20 protein-coding genes are annotated in these 22,394 nt (G+C 40.4%); 3 read left to right on the top strand and 17 right to left on the bottom strand.

The features are described 5' to 3' along the window. Nucleotides 1-55: 55 nt before the first annotated feature. Complete coding sequence (locus tag RE474_RS05785; RefSeq protein WP_309312018.1) at nt 56-3,664, top strand: lectin like domain-containing protein; 3,609 nt, start codon at nt 56-58, stop codon at nt 3,662-3,664. A 95-nt stretch (nt 3,665-3,759) separates the two neighbouring features. On the opposite strand, the gene RE474_RS05780 is transcribed toward RE474_RS05785, so the two are convergent. The 17 genes from RE474_RS05780 to RE474_RS05700 form a co-directional block, all read right to left on the bottom strand. Then, nucleotides 3,760-5,058 (bottom strand): hypothetical protein, encoded by a 1,299-nt coding sequence (locus RE474_RS05780; protein ID WP_309312017.1) that lies wholly within the window; start codon nt 5,056-5,058, stop codon nt 3,760-3,762. A gap of 71 nt (nt 5,059-5,129) precedes the next feature. Continuing rightward, the gene (locus RE474_RS05775) at nt 5,130-6,248 is read right to left on the bottom strand and encodes an ABC transporter ATP-binding protein (RefSeq protein ID WP_309312016.1); all 1,119 of its coding nucleotides are present in this window, start codon (nt 6,246-6,248) and stop codon (nt 5,130-5,132) included. A 9-nt stretch (nt 6,249-6,257) separates the two neighbouring features. After that, nucleotides 6,258-6,926 carry a molybdate ABC transporter permease subunit gene (modB, locus tag RE474_RS05770; protein ID WP_309312015.1) on the bottom strand — a complete coding sequence of 223 codons (669 nt, stop codon included), beginning with the start codon at nt 6,924-6,926 and terminating at the stop codon, nt 6,258-6,260. 13 nt (nt 6,927-6,939) lie between these two features. Then, on the bottom strand, nt 6,940-7,767 hold the full coding sequence (gene modA / locus RE474_RS05765) for a molybdate ABC transporter substrate-binding protein (protein WP_309312014.1): 828 nt from the start codon (nt 7,765-7,767) through the stop codon (nt 6,940-6,942). Between the two features lie 250 nt (nt 7,768-8,017). Next, the gene (locus RE474_RS05760) at nt 8,018-8,449 is read right to left on the bottom strand and encodes a peptidylprolyl isomerase (protein WP_309312013.1); all 432 of its coding nucleotides are present in this window, start codon (nt 8,447-8,449) and stop codon (nt 8,018-8,020) included. Nucleotides 8,450-8,518: 69 nt separating this feature from the next. After that, on the bottom strand, nt 8,519-10,021 hold the full coding sequence (locus RE474_RS05755) for a DUF7289 family protein (protein ID WP_438861587.1): 1,503 nt from the start codon (nt 10,019-10,021) through the stop codon (nt 8,519-8,521). Between the two features lie 30 nt (nt 10,022-10,051). Continuing rightward, nucleotides 10,052-10,822, bottom strand: coding sequence for a DUF7289 family protein (locus RE474_RS05750; RefSeq protein ID WP_309312011.1), 771 nt, complete (start codon nt 10,820-10,822; stop codon nt 10,052-10,054). Nucleotides 10,823-10,833: 11 nt separating this feature from the next. After that, complete coding sequence (locus RE474_RS05745; protein WP_309312010.1) at nt 10,834-11,307, bottom strand: DUF7266 family protein; 474 nt, start codon at nt 11,305-11,307, stop codon at nt 10,834-10,836. Beyond that, nucleotides 11,307-12,155, bottom strand: a complete 849-nt coding sequence (locus RE474_RS05740; RefSeq protein WP_309312009.1) for a hypothetical protein — start codon at nt 12,153-12,155, stop codon at nt 11,307-11,309. Before RE474_RS05740 ends, RE474_RS05745 begins: the two co-directional genes overlap by 1 nt. Nucleotides 12,156-12,165: 10 nt before the next feature. Continuing rightward, the gene (locus RE474_RS05735) at nt 12,166-12,729 is read right to left on the bottom strand and encodes a DUF7288 family protein (RefSeq protein ID WP_309312008.1); all 564 of its coding nucleotides are present in this window, start codon (nt 12,727-12,729) and stop codon (nt 12,166-12,168) included. A gap of 49 nt (nt 12,730-12,778) precedes the next feature. Next, entirely contained in the window at nt 12,779-13,246 is a 468-nt protein-coding gene (locus RE474_RS05730) for a DUF7287 family protein (RefSeq protein ID WP_309312007.1), read from the bottom strand. A 67-nt stretch (nt 13,247-13,313) separates the two neighbouring features. After that, nucleotides 13,314-14,747: a DUF7289 family protein gene (locus RE474_RS05725; protein ID WP_309312006.1), complete on the bottom strand. Its 1,434-nt coding sequence runs from the start codon at nt 14,745-14,747 to the stop codon at nt 13,314-13,316. 22 nt (nt 14,748-14,769) lie between these two features. After that, nucleotides 14,770-15,555: a DUF7289 family protein gene (locus RE474_RS05720; RefSeq protein ID WP_309312005.1), complete on the bottom strand. Its 786-nt coding sequence runs from the start codon at nt 15,553-15,555 to the stop codon at nt 14,770-14,772. A gap of 9 nt (nt 15,556-15,564) precedes the next feature. Continuing rightward, nucleotides 15,565-16,044 (bottom strand): DUF7266 family protein, encoded by a 480-nt coding sequence (locus RE474_RS05715; RefSeq protein ID WP_309312004.1) that lies wholly within the window; start codon nt 16,042-16,044, stop codon nt 15,565-15,567. Next, nucleotides 16,041-16,877 carry a DUF7261 family protein gene (locus RE474_RS05710; RefSeq protein ID WP_309312003.1) on the bottom strand — a complete coding sequence of 279 codons (837 nt, stop codon included), beginning with the start codon at nt 16,875-16,877 and terminating at the stop codon, nt 16,041-16,043. Before RE474_RS05710 ends, RE474_RS05715 begins: the two co-directional genes overlap by 4 nt. Before the next feature lie 19 nt (nt 16,878-16,896). After that, complete coding sequence (locus RE474_RS05705; RefSeq protein WP_309312002.1) at nt 16,897-17,514, bottom strand: DUF7288 family protein; 618 nt, start codon at nt 17,512-17,514, stop codon at nt 16,897-16,899. Then, entirely contained in the window at nt 17,514-18,008 is a 495-nt protein-coding gene (locus RE474_RS05700) for a DUF7287 family protein (RefSeq protein ID WP_309312001.1), read from the bottom strand. The genes RE474_RS05705 and RE474_RS05700 overlap by 1 nt, the downstream gene beginning before the upstream one ends. A 108-nt stretch (nt 18,009-18,116) precedes the next feature. Here RE474_RS05700 and RE474_RS05695 point away from each other — a divergent pair, with 108 nt between their 5' ends. Together RE474_RS05695 and RE474_RS05690 are read left to right on the top strand one after the other, a co-directional pair. Beyond that, nucleotides 18,117-19,598, top strand: coding sequence for a metallophosphoesterase (locus RE474_RS05695; RefSeq protein ID WP_309312000.1), 1,482 nt, complete (start codon nt 18,117-18,119; stop codon nt 19,596-19,598). Beyond that, nucleotides 19,598-22,258 (top strand): AAA family ATPase, encoded by a 2,661-nt coding sequence (locus RE474_RS05690; RefSeq protein ID WP_309312209.1) that lies wholly within the window; start codon nt 19,598-19,600, stop codon nt 22,256-22,258. Before RE474_RS05695 ends, RE474_RS05690 begins: the two co-directional genes overlap by 1 nt. Nucleotides 22,259-22,394 lie beyond the last annotated feature (136 nt).

The following is a 22,394-nucleotide window of genomic DNA, read 5'->3' as shown; positions in this document are numbered from 1 at the left end:
TCAGATGAAAAAACAAGTAAAACACTACAGTTTATCCTTAATATGCTGCTTAATTATGTTCTTTACTATTATTCCTGTAAATGCAGCAGAGTTAGATCCACAAACCGAAATAAGTTCCAGTGACAACGGATCTCAATTATCTATGGCTCCTCTAAATCCCGCATTTCTTCAATATCAGGAAGAACTGGAACAGAGTCAAAATGACGCATTAGGTGCAGATTATCTGATATCCGTGTCTAGTTTGGTATTACCGGGCAGTCAATCAAATTTAGTATTTTCAAATGAAAATGAATCATCTGATATATTTACTCCTTCAAATGGTTTTATTCCATCGCCCGTTGACTTTTCTCATTTATCCTCCGTAAGTATGGATGCCTTGCTTACCGATGATACCATTAGGACTTCGGGCCTTGAACTTATGGATTCAGAAGTATCATACCCGGCACGATATGACCTGCGTGATGAAAATGGTGTCACAGCAGTAAGAGATCAAGGCAGTGCTGGAAGCTGCTGGGCACATGCATCAATAGCATCTCTTGAATCCTACCTTCTTTATAACAGATCAGAAACCTGGGACTTTTCAGAGAATAATGAAAAGAACGTTCTTGCATATACTTATCCGGATGGATTTGACCGTGATGCTGACGGTGGAGGTAACGCAGTTATAGCATCTGCTTATTTCACAAGGTGGTCTGGTCCGGTACTCGAGTCAGACGATCAATATAACGATCTTTCAGGGGACTCTCCTTCTAATATACCAGTATCAAAACATGTTCAGGAAGTACTTTTCATACCTCTGAGACAATCTGCACTTGACAACGATGAAATTAAATTTGCACTTCAACAATACGGTGCGGTGCATGTTAGTATGTCGTGGTATAATGAAGCCTACAATTCTTCTTTCAGTTCATATTATTATAATGGTTCTTCTAGCGGTGGGGGCCATGCAGTGACTATCGTAGGATGGGATGATAATTACGATCGCAATAATTTCACCGATGTTGCACCGGGCAACGGAGCTTTCATTGTTAAGAACAGCTGGGGTGATTCATGGGGAGATGATGGATATTTCTATGCATCATACAATGATGCCAAATTTGGAAGAAGATATGATAATGCTGTTTTTACTGCCGAGAATGTCAGCAATTACGATCGTATATATCAATATGATGAGTTAGGGCTGGTTGACAATATTGGCTACAATACTATCAGTGCCTACGGAGCTAATATTTTCACTGCAAGTTCAAATGAAACCCTGGAAGCAGTAAGTTTCTACACTGTAGCCTCCAATTCCATTTACAACATTTCTATTTATGTGGACCCGATTTCTGGTCCAATTAATGATTCTGGTCCGGTATCAGTGCAAAATGGAACATTTGCCTTTGCAGGCTATCATACTATCGATCTTGATACAAATATTTCACTTAATACAGGTCAGAATTTTTCAGTGGTTGTAAAATTCACAACACCTGCCTATAACTATCCTCTTCCAGTAGAATATCCAATGTCAGGCTATAGTAGTAATGCACATGCTGAAGCGGGTCAGAGTTATGTAAGTTCAGATGGATTTGAATGGGATGATATAAGCGAATCTGATGCAAATATATGTATCAAAGCTTTCACAACTGAAAATAAAGAACCTGAAGCATCATTTGTTGCAGGTACAAGATACGTTCATGTTAATGAGTCTGTAGATTTCCACGATGCAAGTCTCTTCTCATCGGAAAGCTGGGAATGGGACTTTGGGGATAATTCGACATCATCAGTACAGAATCCGTTGCATTCTTATGCAGATGCCGGTGTTTATAATGTATCACTGAATGCATCGAACTCTTTTGGAGATAACATTTCCACAAGAATTTCGTTTATTCATGTCCTGGACTCAATAATCATTGTCAATAGAAGTGGAAGTGCTGATTTCACGACAATCCGTGAAGCGGTTGATGCTGCATCTGATGGTGACACCATTGTTGTTGAATCTGGTACTTATAATGAAAATCTGTATTTCCAAAATGATAATATAAGTCTTGTTTCATCAACCGGCAATCCCGAAGATGTCAGGATAGTTTCATCATCTTCCAGTAACGTTGCTATTTACGTAAAAGCAGATAACATCACGATTTCAGGCATAAGTGCCGAAGATGGCTCTACTGCAATAGTCGTTGATTCATCAAGCAGTTGTGTCATAAGTAATTGTTCTGTATCTGGAAATACATATGGTATTTATTTCTACAATTCTCAGGACAACAGTCTCTCTAATTGTACTTCATATGAAAACTCATATGGTTTACGTTTGAGTGGTTCAGTGAATAATATTTTGAATAACAATTCTATGAATAATAACACGTTTAATTCATATTTTGATTCAAACGCCAATATTGTAGGAACAAGTAATCTGGTAAATGGAAAACCAATATATTATCTTGTTAACAGCTCTGATCAGGTTATAGATGCCAGTTCCAGTGCCGGACTTGTCTATTTACTTAATTGTTCTAACATAACAGTAGAGGATCTGGAAGTTGAGAATAATTATTATGGATTTTACCTCTACGACAGCGATAATATAAGTATTGATAATTGTACGAGCACTGATAATCGATATGGTGTATATCTTTCGTCTTCTGATAACAACACAATATATGGTTGCAATATAAGTGACATTTCCACTTATGGTCTTTCACTGGTTGATTGCAGTGACAATCTGATATATAACAACTACTTTAACAACAGTAACAACGCCTACGTATCTGGTGGCGGTTTCAACAACTGGAACATCACAAGAACAGCAGGCACTAATATCATCAATGGAACTTATCTTGGTGGAAACTTCTGGGCAAAGCCAGATGACACTGGTTGGAGCCAGACTGAGTACTCCGTTGGAAATGGTTTCTGCGATGCATATGATATCACAGATAATGGAAACAATACTGACTCTCTTCCATTGACTTTGAATAGTGTTCAACCAGTAGTCTCAGACGACAGTTCCAGCAATGAAAATGATGGAGTTCGTGTAAAGATAGCCACACCCACATCATCTACTTCAGATATTGTCGCAACTGATTTCAGTGTACGTTTTGTAGGTAAGGGTGCTGAAGTGGAATATGTGTTCACAGATGGTTCCACTCCGGTAAACGAGATTAGTTTTGAATCCGGGACAAATCAAGGTTATGTCATGGCAACTGTCAGTCTGCTAAATGAACTACCGGAAAGTTCTCCCGCACCTGCAACAGTATTGGTTTATCAGGGAATGGAAATTCTCCTTGGTGACAACGAATTCTCCTCTGGCATTGGTGATGCAAAGATATCTTTCTCAGTTTCAAAAGAATGGCTTGATTCAAATGGTTTTGGTGAAGGAGATGTCCGCATGGAGCATTTCTCTGAAGACATATGGAACAGGTTACCAACGGTTGTGACAGGTGAAGATGATGAGTACTTCTACTTTGAAGCGACAACAACAGGATTTTCGCCATTCATGATATGTGCTGAAGTTTCAGAAGAAAATCCGGTGAATGCCGGTTCTTCGTCAGGTATTGTAAATGACGATGCAGTTGCTCAGAATTCATCCGTAGAGAACCCGTTAAACTCACTGGTAGTATTGTCTGGTTTGATAGTGGTCACAATTCTGGCCACGATTATGGGTTCAGGTTACAAGAAGTCAAAGTAATCCTTTGATGTCTTCTTTTTTATTATTTATTCTGAAATTAGCAACATGCCTGCTGAATAAACAATAATAAAAAACGCGTGATATGTTATCAGGTATTATTCCTGATATCTGATCTCCGATTCCTCACCAAAGACCACTCTTAAGTTCAAAAGAAGTGATGATTTTGCCATATCAAATTCATCTTTAAGATTGTAAAGGTGCTTGCTCTCTGAATCTATCTCGTTGTTCACATCTTTCAGATTGAGATTGTACTTCTCAATCTCTTTCTCAATCTCTTCCTTTTCCTGATAGATGCTAAGGCCGTTCAGTTCAGCAATAAGCTCATCCTTTTCTTCAATGTGTTCTTTCCTGTTTTCAACAAGTGATGATAATACTTTCTTGTTGTTGAGAACCTCTATCTGCTTCAGAGCCTTTTCGCACATCTGGTCCTTCAGTCCGAGTTCTCCGCTATCTATCCTGTTTGTAAGCTCTAAAAGGAACGGATCGATATTCTGTTCAATTGCAGTAGCAGGCTCCTCTTTGATTGACTTCAGTATTGCCCTGTTTTCAGGCGAAAGAACACATCTGTCATTATCATGCTGCTTTTCCATTCTTGAAATTGCCTTGGAAAGTGGTGTAAACAGTCTTCTGGCTTCTGCTTCTATATCCATGATATCTGATTCAACAGTTTTTATCTCATCCTTCAGTTGCTTTGCCTTTTCAAATTCTCCACTGTTCACCAGTTCCGTGAGCCTCGAATCCGCTTTTCCAAGTTTCTCTTTTGCAGCATCATACTTGGAATGCATTTCCTGTATCTTTTTGGCACTGTTGTTCATTTCATCTTCTATTCTTTTTACATCCTCAACACCAGATGCAATTTTATCAAGATCTTCAATTCTTTTGATTCCCTGCATAATTGAGGAATAAAGCCCATCAAGAGAGTCCTCAAGTTCAGCCATACCTTGATTTATTTTCTGGTGTTCCTGAGGATAAAGAGCTTTGATATACATCAGACTACGGCTGGTATTATCAAGAACAGTTTTAAGGACTGATTTTGCTTCTTTGTAGAATTCCGAAGCGATCAAAGGCGATGTATCTTCTGGAACTTTCACTTTATCGTGAATAATATTCAGGTTGTTGACAACGTTATCCCTGTTGGAATCTCCGAGTTTTTCTCCTCGTTTGCTGACATTCTCAATATGATCGGCATTCAGTAAATCTTCCTTCAGGGTTTCAAGTTCCTCTAGCGCAGCCTTAATTGACTCATAATTCTTTTCAACAACAGGTCTGAGTCCCTCTATCTGCTTTTCAGATTCCTCTGTCACAATTGCGGCAAGTTTCCTGTACTCAAAAACAGCTGAATGAGATTCTTCTTTTTCCTGCTTTTTTCCCAAAAGCCTTTCAATGAGTTTCATCTCTTCATACAAAAAAGGCAATGTAACTTTAAAAGTTTATTGGGCATTTTGATTCAGGCAAAAAGCAAACATCAGAACAGGACTATCCTGTCCCTTTCAAAACGGACAAGACATCTGTCATCTTCTTTCAGGTTGAGACTTTCAAAGAACTGGTCAGATATCTCAGCTATCATCAGATTATTATGTTCCTTGATCTCAAGTGCGAGGTTTTTACTTGAACCCTTATTCACTATGCTCTTTACACTTGCATGGAATGTATTCTCATCTGTAACAGTGTCGTCAGTTGCAGGCAGTATGCGTAGATTCTCAGGTCTTATGCCCCATGATATTGTTTCTTTGACCTCGCATTCTGGTCTTTTTGCAGTTACCTTCAGATTTTCACAACCAATGGTGAGTGTTCCTGCCATCTCATCATCTTTGAGTACCGAAGAATCTTCAAATATATTTGTAATGCCTACAAGTTCGGCAACGTGGCTGTTCTTTGGATGATAGAATACATCTTCCGGAGTTCCTATCTGCTGAACTCTCCCATCATGGAATACAACAACCTTGTCTGCGATTGTGAAAGCTTCTACATGGTTATGAGTGATGAAAAGTACAGGGATCTTCAGTTCTCTCTGGATTTCCTTGATCTTTTCCCTGAGCTTCATGCGGACAACTCTGTCAAGAGCGGAAAAAGGCTCGTCCAGTAAGAGTATGTCGGGTTTTGGTGCCAGTGCACGCGCCAGTGCAACTCTTTGCTTCTGTCCTCCTGAAAGCTGAGAGGGATAATTATTCTCCAATCCCTTGATGTCCAGCATCTGGAGCATTTCATCAACTCTTTCTTCCTTGTCTCTCTCATCCCATCCTTTCAGTCCGTAAGCTATGTTCTTTTTCACATCCATATGCGGGAAAAGTGCATAGCTCTGAAAAACGTAACCAAGACTGCGCTGCTGTACCGGCAGGTTGATTCTCTTATGGCAATCAAAATACACATTGCCGTTGACAATTATCCTGCCTCCGTTGGGCTCCAGCAGTCCTGAGATACACTGGAGGGCTGTTGTCTTTCCTGAGCCGGAGCGACCGAAAAATACTGCAAGCTCATCACCGATCTCAAACTGGGCATCAAGTGTGAAAGCGGCTTCAATGCCTTTCCTCCTATCGCTTTTTTTCCTGTAATACCGTTTTCTGAAATCTGCTTTAATGCCCATGATCCCACCTTATATTTTCCAGCTATTGATGACCTTTGCAGTTATGGCCATTGAAAGCAGGGACATTACTATCAGTATAATGACCAGCATGTTGGCAAGTTCATTGTTTCCTGCCTGGAATGCGCTGTATATTGAAATTGACATTGTGTTAGTTCTTCCGGGGATGTTTCCGGCAAACATAAGTGTTGCACCGAACTCTCCAACTGCCCTTGCAAAACTGAGGACTATTCCTGCAAGTATGCCTTTCTTTGCAAGCGGGAGAGTTATGAAGAGGGCAGTGTCAAGTTCTTTTCTTCCAAGGGTGAAAGCCGCATATTCGTATTCCCTGTCCACTGCTTCTATGGCTGCAGTGGTGGTTTTGACCATAAGCGGCAGGGATACAACAAAAGCTGCAATTACTGCTGCCTGCCAGGTAAATACTATGCTCCATCCTGTGAAGTTGTATAAAATACTCCCCAGCACTCCTTTTTTCCCAAGCAAGACTACCAGAAGGTAACCTGTTACTGTGGGAGGGAGTACAAGGGGTAAAGTTACAACAATGTCGGCCAGCCATTTCCCGCGAAAATCACGTCTTGCAAGTATGTATGATATCATCATTCCTATTATTGCCACAATTAATGTGGACAGACCGGCGATCTTAAGTGTGATCAGCAGGGGAAATCCAATCTGGTCGAACATTATTATTTTCCTTTTAAGCTGTGAATCCGTAAGACTGCAGGATTGTCCTTCCTTCATCAGATGTGACAAAGTCTACAAATGTCTGTGCTTCCGTCTGATGTTCTGATGATGCAACCACTGCTATCGGATAGCTGATAGGGGTTACAGTTGGAACGGTTGCTTTTACCTCGATTGTTCCTTCATCTGCTGTTGCTGCGTCTGTGCTGTAGACAAATCCCGCATCAACTTCTCCTATTTCAGTATATACAAGTATCTGTTTGACGTTCTCTGCAGGCACATTTTTTGATTTAAGCTCATCCCAGAGGCCTGCTTCTTCAAGTGCCTCGATTGTGTATTTTCCAACAGGCGCAGTATCTGGGTTTCCTACACTTATTTTATCAACATTATCTGACAGGAGGTCTTCTGGTCCTGTAATATTCAGTTCACTGTCAGCAGGTGTTATCAAAACAACTGTGTTTGATGCAAAGTCCTTTCTTGATTCTTCAACAATAAGGGATTCATTACTTAATATATTCATATGGCTCTGTGATGCTGATGCGAACACGTCAATTGGTGCGCCTGCTTCTATCTGCATTCGGAGTGAACCTGATCCTGCAAAGTTGTAGGATACCTTAATGTCTGGATTCTCTTCCTCAAAAACAGTCCATAGTTCTGTGAATGCTTCTGTAAGGCTTGCTGCTGCTGATACCGTGATGGTCGTTACTTCACCTGAGGCACTATCGGTATTTACGTCAGTTCCTACATCTTCGCCTGTTGTACCGGTGTCGGTACAGCCGCTTACGAATACCACAAGAGTAAGTATGGCTGCAATAGCCAGAATTAGTTTTTTGTTAAATGTCATAATTACTACCTTCCTGCATGCAGTCAGCCGAACTTAACGTAAAATATCCATAAAATATGCGTTATGTTGTCGACCACATAACGCTAACTTCCTCATTCTGATATAAGTAATTTTCCTGATAATGATACTGTTAAGTTAAGGAGTATTTTGATTATCGAAATATTCTATTATTACAGAAATAATCCGGTAGATTAAAAATGTATCTTAAAAAAAAGAGAGTAGCAGCACAAAAGCTGCCAAAACAAAACAATTATTCTTCGACGACAGTGACTTTGTTCATCTTGTCTCTTGCCTTGATCTTGTTGACGACATCCTGGCCTTCGATTACCTGACCGAAGACGGTGTGTACGCCATCAAGGTGTGGCTGTGGAGAGTGTGTGATGAAGAACTGGCTTCCGCCGGTGTCCTTACCTGCGTGTGCCATTGAAAGTGCGCCTTTGCCGTGTTTGCGTGGGTTGCCCTTTGTTTCACATTTTATTGAGTATCCCGGTCCGCCGGTTCCGTCTCCTCTTGGGCATCCACCCTGGATAACGAAGTTTGGAATAACTCTGTGGAAAGTAAGTCCGTCATAGAATCCTTCCTTAATGAGTTTCTCAAAGTTTGCAACAGTCTTTGGTGCGTCCTTCTCGAACAATTCAAGGACAATATTTCCTTTATCGGTCTCAATGATTGCTTTCTTCATGAATTTCACCTTATGGGATTTCTTAATGGTCGGGGTTGATTTAAGGATTTCTGTGAGACTGCTAGTTTCTCAACTCAGCGTAACATCAAGCTCGTTATTTGTTATATGCAGGTAGGTAAGAATGGCTCCTTCTGCATCATAATCAAGAGTGTATGAGGACATGTCATACTCGATTTTATTACTGGGGTCCTGCTCAACATGAACCGTGATCTTGCCCTCCTGTGCTAGAAGTCTCATGTAATGCTGGGTAATGTTATTCAATGACTGGGTACTATTTGTGCTATCTGTTATCATTAGGTCTGGAGTTGTAGAATTGGAGCCAACAGGACCCCAGGAGAAATCATTATCTGAGCTGTCGTAATACATCAGGAAAGTATCACTAAGAAGATCTATTGTGGTATTTGTCTCTGCACTACCTCCTTGACCACCTGATTCGTTAATAGGAAAACTACTGCCCGGATTTGTTTCCCATATTTCGTTAAGTCCTTCTACTGAACTATCAGTATATTTGATTCCATAAGAGCTACTTTTCAGTAGTATTATGGGCGGGTTGGATCCCGGTTTTTGCCTAATTTCATACGTTAATGTTTTTGTTCCAGCCGTGGCGGTTATAGTCATTCCCGAGGCCACAAACTGACTTGAATCACCACTTGTATATAAATACAATGAGAAATTGTCAAGTGGTGTGGGGTTAGTGTGATTCAGAGAATAAATATCAAAATACTCTGGTAAAGGAGAAAATGTTCCCATTTTAGGTTCAGCATTCATCTCAATAATGGCTGTCTTGTTCTCATGATCAAGAGTTGCGGTGGTGGATGTGAGGGTTTCCGCATATGTGGCCCATCCTTCATAAAAATCGCTTTTGATGTATATCAGTAACTGGTTAGCTCTAATGGGATTTGTAAAATTAGCATTTGTGGTGGTATTGGGATAGAGGATTGCAGGAATATTTGATGATTTTATTTCGATATTAACATCAGAACTTCCGCTTATAGAGTCATTTCCCCGTACTTTCACAATTGGCAAGGTCATAGTCTCACCGTTGTAATGAAATTCAGGAGGTGAGGTCATTATTGTTCCTCCTCCGGGATATTTAGACCAGACTCCACCGCCCTCATAGGCAATCTCTCTGTCATCCAGATAATATCTCACTGATCCCATGGAAGTCTCAATCCCTGTAAAATCATTCAGATAGTTGCTCTCATAACTTTCCCATGCATTCCAGTAATTATGGTTCTGGTAGAAACTGTCATACCAGGATGAGTCAGAGTGCAGGAATATAATCATCATCTTGCTATTGTTGTAGGATTCATTGTTCCCATTAACTTCTATATTTCCTCCCATAAGAGTAAGTGAGGTTGTCTGGAGGGGAGACTCACCAAGTGATGCTTTACTTGTTCTTGAATCAAGAACCGTAAATGCCTGTTCAATCTTCTGGGTTTTGGCCATATCCTGTGTTTCACTTATAATAGGGGCAGTGTATAGTATCATTAGACCTATAGACAACAAAGTAATAGTAAGTATTATTGTAATGCCAACGACAGATGACACCGCCATATTATTTTTCCACATCTTTTTCAAGACCTTCACCTTCTCTGACACCTAGTCGATTGTAACTTTCATGGGTGAATATATTATGTATACATCAACATTGGTATTTTTACTACAGTTCACAGTTCTATTATTACTATCTTCCACAACTATTGGCATTTGAATGGTTTCATTAAGGTATCGACCCCATGCTGCATAGTAATCACTTGTGACGGATATGTTAACCATTGAGACATTTTCATATTTGTATATTTTTTTACTGTTTGCGTCCGCAGTCACTCTGACAAGACCGGATCCTGATAGGGAATCATATCCATCTACATTAGTAACGGGTATCACCATTACATTGTTTGCGTAGGTGATACGTGGCTCAGATAACATCACGACTCCACCATTTTCATATTTTGCCCATACGCCAGTATTTTCATAAGAAATGCTTGTATCAAGATAACTGTTCTCTATGTTTTTAACTTCATAAACGCCGGTGGATGTCATTTCTGTAGTGTTTGAAGAAGAATTCCATACCTGCAGGTCAATACTAATATAATTGTCACCGGTTAAAGACAAAGTTCCTCCATACATTTTCAGTTCAACGGATTGGGAAGGAGCGTTTCCGAACACCACTTTGTTCATATTCATAGCAAGTACCTCAAAGCTTTGTTCCATATTCTCTATATGCTGGACTTCCTGCATATGTTTCAGCATGGGTACACCAGCTACAGTAATGATGGCAGTTGCAAGAAGTATGATACTCAGGATGATGCTATAGTCCACCATTTCGGACACTGCGCTATCATCTTTCACAATAGTGTGTTGTTTCATGCAACTCTCCTTTAATATACTTCTATCATGTTAGAGGATGGGTCATAATTCAATACAAATTCGTTCGACCCACTGAACAATTTCACAGATGCAACTTCTACTTCTTGTACCTGATATGGCACTTTTACACGCGTGGCATCTTTTCCATGTGATTCGAATATGATCTCATTTGTCTGATTTGATATCTCCATAGAATATTGCTGGCCGGCAATCTCATCCGGAAGTGATAGTTTGAAATAAAAACTTCCAACATCTCCTCCTGCATTTCTGGTAATCTGCACTGCAGTGTCAATATTGGATAACTGTAAAGCCATATCGTTCCCATGTATCTCGAACTCATCTCTCATGATGGTCTGTTCTGCCCTGTCCATCATGGTATAGAACGAACTGATGACGACCATCATTGTTATTACGGTTATTGAAAGGGTAAGTACAAAGCCCACAGATATTGACACAGCTTTTTCATCTTCTCTGAAAGGCAACATTAGACATGCCCCCTGGGAAGAGTGATCGGTATTGTTGCATTGATCTCAAGATGTCCGTTCTTGTTGAGCTTTATATTACTATTGACCACTTCTACTCTTTCAATATAGAATGAGTTTCCGTTGACAAGGTCACCTTCTATGAGGAAAGTTCCCATGACCTTGCTTCCGTTTATGAATTTGATACTGTATGTTTGGTTTGCTGTCTGGTTATTGAAATGAAAATCAAATAAATTAGTTTCATCTTCGTCAATTTTATTGTTTGTGATATTGATCTCACTAAATGAACTGTTTTCTGAATTTAGTATGTAACTTCCATCGTATACTGTAAGGTTGATGTTGCCATTGCTCGAATTGAAAATACTAGCTGACCAGATTGTGTTCCCGGATTGATTATTGACTTCTATTACAAATTTATTTGATTCATTTCCCAGGGCAGATGCATTGAGACTACCCAATAAGAACAAATCTGTATAGTTTACCCTTTCAATAACGATCCAATCATCATTTCCATCGTCAAGGCCATTTTCTGTAAAATACGCATCCTGTAATGCGCCTGTATCAAGTGTGAATATGAATCCTGAAAGAGAATAGCTTTTCACCATTTGCTCCGAGTAACTGTCCATGTAGGCATCGAATGTGTTATTATTTGCATATGCTTTCTCATAGGCTTCAATGGTAGTATCAACAACATTTGAATAATCAAAGACATTTGTTTCTATGCTGGATTCTGATGCAGTGTTACTGGCATAGATAATATTGTTGAGCATGACGGTAAGGACTACGATCCCTATGCCTATTATAAAACCAGCAATCAATATCATCTGTCCGTGTTCATCCAGTCTTTTCATAGGATCGCCTTCACATTCTCCACAATGTCATTTTTACATCTATGAGATTATAGAAATCGGTACTTTTATCTGCATCCGGTATGCCCGTATTTGATTGGAACGTAGAGCTATTTGACATATCTGAATTTGATAATAGAACTCTTCTGGATATTGTTACTGCATTATCTGAAGGTTCACCACTGTAAATATATGGAAGAGTCACTACTGATTCGGATTCACTGATGTATGTGAATTCAACATTGTGGGCAATGCCTTTTGATACAATCACAGTTTGTAGTATATCTGCGGTTGAACTTGCTGAGAGTGTATTATTCTGTTCTGAGTGATAGGCTGTTGAATTCCAGGTATATTCTTCTCCGTTCCAGTTCAATATATCCTCTTTAAGGCTCGAGTTCTGTCCCTGAGAAGTATGGTCCAGCACAGTCAGTATATCCTGTCCGATTGTCTGTAGCTGTGCTTCTATGTGTGCATTTGCAGTTGATGATGTAAGGGGAGTAAGGGATGTTGCCTGAACAGTGAAGATGATTATACCTGTTATGATTACAACTACTATCAGGGCTTCAAGTGTATGCAACTGTGCAGAGATTTCTGCTCTGAGCGACCTGTCCGTTCTGCTACTTATTTTACCACACCCTCACAGCCAGTATTCCAAGAGTTTCATCCCCTGTAGTATCATCTTGGATAATAACTATCCTTTTAGTCTGGCCTATATTTCCATATACAGGCAGTGTTTTCCCTGTAGAATAAAATGTTCCTGTATCAATATTATCTAACGTTACATTGAAGTCATAATGCAGGTATGAACTTTTCATTCCATAGTGATTGATTTTACTCTCATAATCTCCACTATTAAAAAAATCATCAACTTTTGTGCTGCTAAGCATATTCGGTGTACGTATGCTTTCAGCACTCATGTTCTGTTCTATGAGGTTAGTTGCTATCCTGTCAGCTATTAGTGTCACTTCATCCGAATTCGATTGGAATGGAGTGAAAAGACCTGTAGTATATGTAAATACAAAAATGACACTTGTCAGGAAAATAGCGATGCCTATTAGATAATCTATGTGCATCTGCCCATAATCGTCTCTCATAGTTCCTCATGATATATAATAATGTTATTATATAAAAAAATAGTTATGGCTTATTTTTATTTATCTCTTAGTCCAAGGTAGCTACAAGGTCATTCCTGCTTACGTGGAGATATGTGATACTTCCCGGCATTCCATCATAGTTCAATGTAATGGTTGATTCATCGTAGTCTACTGGGTCGGAGTTACCATTGGTAACGATGTTGAATATCACTGATCCATCCAGGGTAAGAGCTTTCATATAATGTTGGGTTAAATTATTGAGTGGGAGTTCATCGTTATTTGTTTTTGTATAATTGATGTTCTCCCATGAAAAATCGGTATCTTCCTCATATGTCATATTCAATGTTGTGGAGAGCAGATCAACGGCTGATTCTGCATCTTCTTTATCACCTGTTACATTAAATGCTCCAACACTTGTCCATTTCTCGGCGTCCATACTTAGTGACGTATCTTCATAAATAAGGTCAAGTATAAGCTGATCAGCCCCATTTTTCTTTTGAATGTGGTATGTAAGTGTTTTAGTTCCCGATGTTGCAATTATATCATAGTCCAGTGAGTTAAGCTCATTTGATGATCTGGCTCCAAGGTCAAAACTGAAATCCCACATAGGTGCAGTGTTATCCTGATTCACCGCTCCAATTTTGAAATTTGATTTCAGTGTATCTTTTCCCATTGCAGGAATTACTTGTAGCTCGATGACCGCTGTTTTATTTTCATCATCGGTTGTTGCGCTGGTATATGTAAGTGTATTTGCATAGTCCGCCCATGCGCTGTAGAATTCACTCTTTATGTAAATGATTACTTTATCTACAGTCAGGGGATTAACCCTCCTGTAGTCTGCTGAAGGGTCCGGGTACATTACAAATGGCGTGTTGTCGGAACTGACAGTAATAGATACGTCTGCATTTCCACTGGACATTTCGGTTCCATTTATCTTCATTATTGGCAAGGTCAATGTTTCACCATTGTAATGGAACTCTGGAGGAGATATCATTACTGCTTTGCCAGTAGGATATTTTGACCACACACCACCGCCTTCATAACCGATGATACGATTATCATTGGTATAGGTTATACTTCCCATGGATGAGCTGATCACATTCATTCCACTTTCATTCACATGTGGTTCCCATGCTTTCCATTTATTTTTGTTTGATTTAAACGTATTATTGTACCACGAAGCACTCATATTTACACAGATAATGACTATCTCACTTTCATTATAAGAATCACTGTCTCCATTTACTTCAATGCTGCCATCCATCATGGAGAATGATGTTGTCTGGCTTGGTGATTCTCCGAGTGCTACCTTACTGGTTCTGGAGTCGAACACTGTGAATGCCTGTTCAACTTTCTGGGCATTTGCCATATCCTCCATATCATATATCGTCGGTACGCCATAAAGAAAGATCACACTAATGGATGTGATAGTTAGTGCGAGTATGATCATCATTCCCATTAGTGCTGAAACAGCTTTTTCTGATCTCAGGAAGTTTTTCATGATATGGCCTCTCCGAACTTTCTCATTCAATGGTAACGCTCATAGGGGAAATTGTCACCAATACGTCTATATTCTGGCTGTAGTTCTTTTCCATACTCACAGTATGTGAACTTGAATTGATGTCAACTGTGTGCATGCCTATCGAATCACCCAGATATCTCTCCCATGCATCATAGTATTCGCTGGATATTGTTATCTGAACTCTTGAAACATTCTCATACCTACCAACTGCAAGTTGCCCGCCATCTGCAATAACTCTGATAAGCCCTGAACCTGACATCCCACTGTTGCCTGTGATAGTTACCATGGGGATGACCATTGAATTGTTGTCGTATGCAATGTTGGGTTCGGTCACAACAACCGATTCCCCAGGTGGGTATCTTGCCCATGTGCCTGTGTTCTCGTAGGCTATTGTTGTGTCCCTGTATTCATTTTGTACCATACGTAATTGTCTCTCATGAGACACTGTTTCTGTGGCAGATGTTGTTTCATTCCATGTATCCATAGTAATATTCATGTAACTGGTCCCTGTGACAAATACGCCTCCTCCACTATACATTTTCAGTTCTACAGATTGTGAAGGTGCTTTGCCGGTCACTATCTTGTTCATGTTGGGTGCAAGTACGGCAAAACTTTGCTTTATATTATCTATGTGCCCAGACTCTTTCATATGTTCAATTAGAGGGTATCCTGCAAGACCAATGACACTTATCGCCAGAAGCATTATTCCAAGTGTGATGACGAAATCCACAACTTCGGTAAGTGCATCATCGGAAACTAATATGCTCTTCTTTCCTGTCTTTCTCATTTTAGTCCCTCAGGATATGATCATTGCATTGATATCGGGGTCATATTCTATTGTGTATTCACCCTTTGAGCTTTGCAATGTAGTTGAATATACTATCGTGTTCTCTGTGTAATAAGGTACTTTGATCCTGGTCTCTTTCCTGTCCTGTGAGATGAAAACAATATCTTTTGTGCTGTTATCGAACTCAATTGAATACGTCTTTCCAGCTATCCTTTCAGGCAGAGATATTTCATACTTTAGTTCATCAACTTCTGACCCAGAGTGGGAAGCAGTTCCTATCATAGTGTCGATTGTCGCTATACGTACAGCTATGTCATTGGCATGGATTTCGAACTCCTCTCTCATGACAGTCTGTTCTGCTGTGTTCATCAGGGAATAGAATGAACTGAGTATTGTCACAAGTATGATCACGGTAATCGAGAATGTAAGGATGAATCCTACAGTAATGGATACTGCACTGTCGTCTTCTCTCAGGCTACGGATGGTCATGATATCCTCCCTGGTAATGAAATAGGGAGGCTGCGTGTGATACTCACATCACTGGAATAAATGGTCACTGTTGGTTCTGCAACATAGTGCCTTATGAAGGTGAATGGTTCGCCAGTAGTGTGGTTCCCTATGAGGGTGAAGAGTGCGATTGTATTGCTCCCTCCAATGATATTAATGGAATAATCTTTCCCTTGCGTGTTATCAATGAATTTGTATGAGCTCTCTCCTGTTACATTGATATCAAAAACAGTAGTTCCATTTTCTATTATTGACATGTTATGGTCTTTAACAACAAAGTATCTTTGTCCGCTGGAGTTGTATATCTCAATGGACCAAAGGAGTCCTGTACTGTTAGTTGCAGTTATCATCAGGCTGTTTGAACTGTTACCCAGCTTGGAAACATCTGGAATATCTAGCACAAATTCATCGGTAGTATTTATATTGCTAACGATAGTCCAGTCATCCTTTCCACTGGCAAGTCCATTCTGTGTCATGTATGGGTCATATCGTGCACTGTTCTCAATACTAAATGTATGTCCTGATATGGCATAACTTTTTGAAGCTGTTTCAGCAAAGATTTCAAGCTCCTGCTCGAATGTTACGTTATCTACCGACCCATTCACACTAGCAGATTGGTATGCATTCTCATATGCCTGTGTTGTCATTTCAAGTGCATTTGAGATATCGTAGCGTGCAGTGTCAATGCTTGATTCTGATGCGATGTTACTTGCATATATCACATTGTTCAACATAATGGTGAGCACTACAATACCAACTCCTACTGCAAAACCTGCAAGGAGTAATAGCTGTGCTTTATCATCATATCTTTTCATTCTTTTACGCTCCGATGGGTCACATTCTCCAGAGTGTCATCTCGACATTGACTATGTTGTAGAAACCACTGCTGTTGTCGGCATCAGGTATTCCTGTGTTCGTCATGAAGGCTGACGTGTTACCGACATCGGTGTCTGAAAGGACCACTTTTTTCGATATTATGACTGCGTTATCAGAAGGGTCTCCATTGTAGATGTAAGGCAGTGTAATTGTGATCCCGTTATCACCGATACATGTAAAGTCTACATTATGGGCAATTCCTCTTGGAATCGCTATGAACTCGAACATCTCTGCAAGGGAACTGTTAGTGAGCGTTATATTCTTGGAATCGCTTGATTTGTACACCGTCCCATTCCATACATATTCGGTACCATTCCAGTTCATTACATCATTCTTTAGGTCAGAATCATGGCTGAGTCCTGTATAGGAGAGAACGTTAAGCATATCCTGACCCATGGTCTGCAACTGGGCTTCAATATGTGCGTTCGCAGTGGATGATGTGAGGGGTGTTAGCGAGGTTGCCTCGACTGCAAAAACGATGACCCCGATCATTATTAGCGAGGCCATTAATGCCTCAAGGGAATGCATCTGCCCGCAGGTGTCGAATCTTTTTTGAAAAGGTTTTTTGAACATCATTACCACACCCTGAATGAGAGAATGGCTGTCTCTCTGGTACCTGTGTCTGAATATTTCAACAGGATTATCCTTTTTGTCTGGCCTATGTTCACACCGGATGGCATTTCCTTTCCTGCCATAGCTACGATACCGGTTTCATTTTCGAGGGTGACGTTTAGATTGTATGATATGTATGAACCGGTCATTCCCAGATCACTTACAGTACTTTCATAGTTAGTATCATCAAGTTCTGTGAAAAAAGTTTCAACTTTTGTTTTGTTCACCATGTTGGGTACATTCTCATCACCTTCGCTCAGGATCTTTTCCACAAGGACAGTTGATACCCTGTCGGCAACAAGGGTAACTTCATCAGAATTAGAATTAAAAGGCGTGAATATTCCTGACGTGTAATTAAACACAAAAGCAACTGCAAACAGGAAAATGGTTACGCTGATAAGATAATCTATAGTGATCTGTCCTTTTTCATCCATGATGCCCGGTGTATTATTATGCATTTATTATATAAAAACAAATTGTAAATATATCTATATACAATAATATGATGGCATATTCTAATAATTGCCCAAAGAATTAAAAATCACAAAAACATATCATAATCCCTGATGGATGAGATAAGGATAATCCACACAGGGGATACACATCTTGGATACCGGCAATATCACAGCGATGTTCGTCGGAAGGATTTTCTTAATGCCTTTTCTGCTGTGGTGGATGATGCTATTGATATGGGTGTGGATGCTGTAATACATGCAGGTGACCTGTTTGACTCGCGTAATCCCACACTGGATGACATTCTTGATGCAATGGGACTTTTTTCCAGGCTTAAAAGTACCGGCATCCCATTGCTTGCGATAGTTGGAAACCATGAAAGCAAGCAGAATACACAATGGCTTGACCTTTACAGCAGTCTGGGACTTGTGACCAGACTCAGTAACGAGCCTTACAGGCTTGGAGATGTGGCTATATATGGCATTGACAGTATTGCCAAGACAAAGATTCCTCTTTTTGATTATTCCATATTTGATGGTATGATCACTGATGCACGTTACAATCTGCTTGTGATGCACCAGCTTGTAAAACCATTCTCATTCGGTGACTGGGACATAAAAGAAGTAATCGATTCCATTCCTTTTGATATACATGCAGTGCTTCTTGGTGATAATCACAAGTATGAGATCACCAAGGTTGATGGTACGTGGGTCACCTATCCGGGAAGTACGGAGAGGAACAGTACATCAGAACGCGAACCAAGGTCATATAACATAGTCACAATAAGGGACAGCGGTATAGAGATTAGCAAAAGGATCATTCCTACCAGGGATTTCCTGTTCATTCCAGTGGATGTGAATGAAGGACCAAATGCCCTTGAAGATGTTTTTAATGCTATAATGGAACACGACATTCATGATAAGGTCGTGTTCGTTGAGCTTTCAGGTGATGTAAAAGCCCGGCTTGATTTCAGTGAAATAGAGAAGTTCCTCATTTCAAGAGGAGCTCTTGTCCCCGGAATAAAGGACTTGAGAGCAGGAGTTGACACCCTGAATGACCCATCTCTGAAAGTGGTTTTCTCAGATCCTGATGATGTTATCAAAGAAGAGATCCGGAAAATGAATCTCACTTCAGGGGGTCTGCTTCTTGATGATATGATAAGGGATTCCCAGATAGCCAAGACCCGGATGGGAGACGAGGCAGAACTTAAACTGGGTGAGCTTCTGGAAAAGATCGATTTTACAAATCCTGTTCCGGTTTCAGTTTCTGTTGATGAACCGTTTTCTGAAAACTCCAATGAAAAGGAGTTGCAGTCTATTAATGAAACTCCCGTTTCCTCCTCTGAAACAGTTAAGGCTCCAGAAGTATCCTCTGGGCTTGTGGAAGACGAAAAAACGGTTTATGAAAGTGATGATGAAAATCCTTACGAGAATTCTGAGATCGAAGTATCTGATTCTGGTTCAGATACAGCATCAGAGCAGAATGCAGAACCGGCTGAAACTGTAACCCGTGATGAAAAGAAGCCATCTGCTGAGAATAAGAAGAATGAGGATACTCCAAAACCACGACAGTACAATCTGGGTGATTATCTGTGATGCTAAAACGCCTGAAAGTTGAGAACATCAGGAGCTACAAAGAGCTTGACCTGTCTTTTAAGGATGGGGTAACTGTAGTTTCAGGTGTGAACGGGAGCGGGAAATCCAGTCTTCTTGAGGCATGTTTTACAGGACTTTTCGGGAGCAAGACTCTGGATAAGGAATTCGTTCTTTCTGATATCATAACAAAAGGTGCTTCAAAGGCGTCAATATTGCTTGAATTCGAGCAGAATGGTCATGCTTATTCCGTGGAGCAGTCTTTCAGGAACGACCCTGAAAAAGGACGTGCTTCCAATACTAAATCTGTTTTCAAGAGGGATGGAGAGATAATATTCGATCAGGCTTCCCGTACCTATGAGGCAGTTACTTCCCTTCTTAATATGAATGAGGAGGCGTACCGCAATTGTGTTTACATCAGGCAGGGCGAGATCGATGTACTGATTAACTCCAAACCAAAAGACCGCCAGAAAATGATCGATGACCTGCTGCAACTTGGAAAACTGGAGGAATACAGGGAGAGGGCTTCAAGTGCAAGGGTCGGTGTGGGAAGGCACCAGAGAGACAATGAAAGGCGGATTAAAGAACTCAATGCAGAGATTCAGCTTATTGAGGATTCAGACCCAAGCGGAAGGCTGGCAACCCTGAGGACAAGGTCATTGCAGATTGATGAAGAAATCTCATCCCTGAATGAGAAAAGGGATCAGGCACGCAGTCTTATTGATGAGGTTACAAAGAAGCTGTCAGAATTAAGTGAGCTTTCATCCAAAAAAGAAGCTGTGCAGCAGCAGATAAAGGAACTTGCAGACCGCAAGTCCCGTTCTTTCGTTTCTATTGACACTCTTTCAAAAGATATTCGCTCACGCAGGGAAACTCTTGAACTGAAAAAAGCACGTGTGTCTGAAATTGAATCAAAACTTTCTGTTGATTCAAAGGAAGCTGATTCTCTTGTAGCTAAAACGGATGAGGAAGAACGTTCCGTTCGTGACAGGCTGGCTGAAGTGAAGAGCAGGAAGGCTGTTGCTGAAAAAGACATTCTCAACACGGGGCAATCGATAAAAGATGCTGAAAAACAGGTAAAGGCTCTTGAGGATGGGACGGCGGATGTGCAGTCCAGAATAGAATCTGTTCATGCCGAAACTAAAAATCATAAACTTAAGATCGCTGAACTTGAGAGCACGCGTAAGGAGATTGTTTCTAAAGTTTCCTCTCTTGGATTCAGTCTTGAGAAACTTGAAAATATCGATGAATTTCTTGATCTTGTAAATGACCAGCAGAAAAGGTTCCATGGTCTGCAGTCTGAGCTGAAGGTAAAGATCTCAGAATTGAAAGCCCGGCTTGAAAGATCAAAAAAGCTGTTGGAAGCCGGAAAGTGCCCGACGTGTGGTCAGGAACTGAAAGGTTCCTGTGTGGAGCAATCCACTGTTGAGGATGATGAGGCGCTTGTAAAGCTTGAAACTGAACTTTCAGAGTTGCAGGTTAAGCAGACTGAAACGGAAGCACGGGTTGAGAAAATAAAGTCTGCAAGAAGCTGTAAGTCTGATATTGACAGTGTTCTTCGGGATATTGGGGCTGAAAAGGAAGCAATCGAGCGTGATGAGAAGAGAATTGAGGAATACGGACTTCGTATTAAGAATGATGAGGCCAGGATAAAGGAATTACTGACTGATAAGGAGTCGCTGGAGAAATCCCTTGAAGGAACTAATGCGGCAATTCAGCAGATAAAGCAGGATGAGGATTCTATACAGAAAGAGCATGCTTCAGTGCTTGAAAAACTTGGTTTTCTCAGGGAAATGCAGAAGGCGCTTGGTGAATCTGAAAAGATAAACTCTGAGATCCTGCAGATGAATGATAAAATAAAAGGCATTCAGGAAATGGTTTCTTTGTTCGATGCTCAGATCGGTGAAAAGAAGGAATCACTTGCTGAGATTGATAAGAGTATTGGTGAGTTTGATAAGAAGGAACTGGAAATCCTGAGTAAGAAATACAATACTGCTTTTGAGAATATCAATTCCATGATCGGTAAACTGAAACTCGAAAAGGATGAAGTTATGAAGAAGGCAGGTATGGCTGAAAATGACCGTAAAAGACTTTCTGATATGAAGAAAGGTCTTACTGTGCTTCAGAATAAAGGTGATTTCCTGCGGGCTGTGTACTCGGATGCTGAAAACCTTGAGAGTATGTATATGCGTATCCGGGCTCAGTTGCGTTCAAGTAATATCCAGACGCTTGATACTCTCATCAATGAGATCTTCACATTCATGTATTCCAATAATGCATATTCTCATGTGATGCTGGATGCTGATTACAACCTGACTGTTTTTGAGAAGGACGGAACTGCGCTTGAACCCAAACTTCTCAGTGGTGGTGAAAGGGCGCTCTTTAACCTGGTGCTTCGTTGTGCAATCTATCGTTTATTGTCCCTTGGAAGTTCAACACATGCAAGAGAAGGTCTTCCACCTCTTATTATGGATGAACCGACGGTTTTCCTTGACCGCGGACATGTGCACCAGCTCATCAAACTTGTTGATATGATGAGGGATATAGGGGTTGCTCAGATACTCATTGTATCTCACGATGAGTCATTGATAGATTCTGCAGACCATGTATTTGCGGTTGAAAAAGATCCTATTACGAATACTTCTGCAATATTCTCCCGGTAAACTGGCCGATAAAGCTGGGTGAAACCGGTGAAACGCCAATCAAATTAAATAATTATTTATTGCTTGAATAAAATACAAGAGACAACCATAAGGTATATTATACTTTTATTCATATATTAACGTGGTATTTTCGCGT

It is taken from the genome of Methanolobus sediminis (assembly GCF_031312595.1).
GTDB classification, from domain to species: domain Archaea; phylum Halobacteriota; class Methanosarcinia; order Methanosarcinales; family Methanosarcinaceae; genus Methanolobus; species Methanolobus sediminis.
This window is presented reverse-complemented; position numbering and strand designations above follow the sequence as displayed.

Coding starts and splice junctions, on each gene's coding strand:
- RE474_RS05785 (WP_309312018.1), top strand. CDS start 56: ATGTTCTTTACTATTATTCCTGTAAATGCAGCAGAGTTAGATCCACAA.
- RE474_RS05780 (WP_309312017.1), bottom strand. CDS start 5,058: ATGAAACTCATTGAAAGGCTTTTGGGAAAAAAGCAGGAAAAAGAAGAA.
- RE474_RS05775 (WP_309312016.1), bottom strand. CDS start 6,248: ATGGGCATTAAAGCAGATTTCAGAAAACGGTATTACAGGAAAAAAAGC.
- modB (WP_309312015.1), bottom strand. CDS start 6,926: ATGTTCGACCAGATTGGATTTCCCCTGCTGATCACACTTAAGATCGCC.
- modA (WP_309312014.1), bottom strand. CDS start 7,767: ATGACATTTAACAAAAAACTAATTCTGGCTATTGCAGCCATACTTACT.
- RE474_RS05760 (WP_309312013.1), bottom strand. CDS start 8,449: ATGAAGAAAGCAATCATTGAGACCGATAAAGGAAATATTGTCCTTGAA.
- RE474_RS05755 (WP_438861587.1), bottom strand. CDS start 10,021: ATGTGGAAAAATAATATGGCGGTGTCATCTGTCGTTGGCATTACAATA.
- RE474_RS05750 (WP_309312011.1), bottom strand. CDS start 10,822: ATGAAACAACACACTATTGTGAAAGATGATAGCGCAGTGTCCGAAATG.
- RE474_RS05745 (WP_309312010.1), bottom strand. CDS start 11,307: ATGTTGCCTTTCAGAGAAGATGAAAAAGCTGTGTCAATATCTGTGGGC.
- RE474_RS05740 (WP_309312009.1), bottom strand. CDS start 12,155: ATGAAAAGACTGGATGAACACGGACAGATGATATTGATTGCTGGTTTT.
- RE474_RS05730 (WP_309312007.1), bottom strand. CDS start 13,246: ATGAGAGACGATTATGGGCAGATGCACATAGATTATCTAATAGGCATC.
- RE474_RS05725 (WP_309312006.1), bottom strand. CDS start 14,747: ATGAAAAACTTCCTGAGATCAGAAAAAGCTGTTTCAGCACTAATGGGA.
- RE474_RS05720 (WP_309312005.1), bottom strand. CDS start 15,555: ATGAGAAAGACAGGAAAGAAGAGCATATTAGTTTCCGATGATGCACTT.
- RE474_RS05715 (WP_309312004.1), bottom strand. CDS start 16,044: ATGACCATCCGTAGCCTGAGAGAAGACGACAGTGCAGTATCCATTACT.
- RE474_RS05710 (WP_309312003.1), bottom strand. CDS start 16,877: ATGAAAAGATATGATGATAAAGCACAGCTATTACTCCTTGCAGGTTTT.
- RE474_RS05705 (WP_309312002.1), bottom strand. CDS start 17,514: ATGATGTTCAAAAAACCTTTTCAAAAAAGATTCGACACCTGCGGGCAG.
- RE474_RS05700 (WP_309312001.1), bottom strand. CDS start 18,008: ATGCATAATAATACACCGGGCATCATGGATGAAAAAGGACAGATCACT.
- RE474_RS05695 (WP_309312000.1), top strand. CDS start 18,117: ATGGATGAGATAAGGATAATCCACACAGGGGATACACATCTTGGATAC.
- RE474_RS05690 (WP_309312209.1), top strand. CDS start 19,598: ATGCTAAAACGCCTGAAAGTTGAGAACATCAGGAGCTACAAAGAGCTT.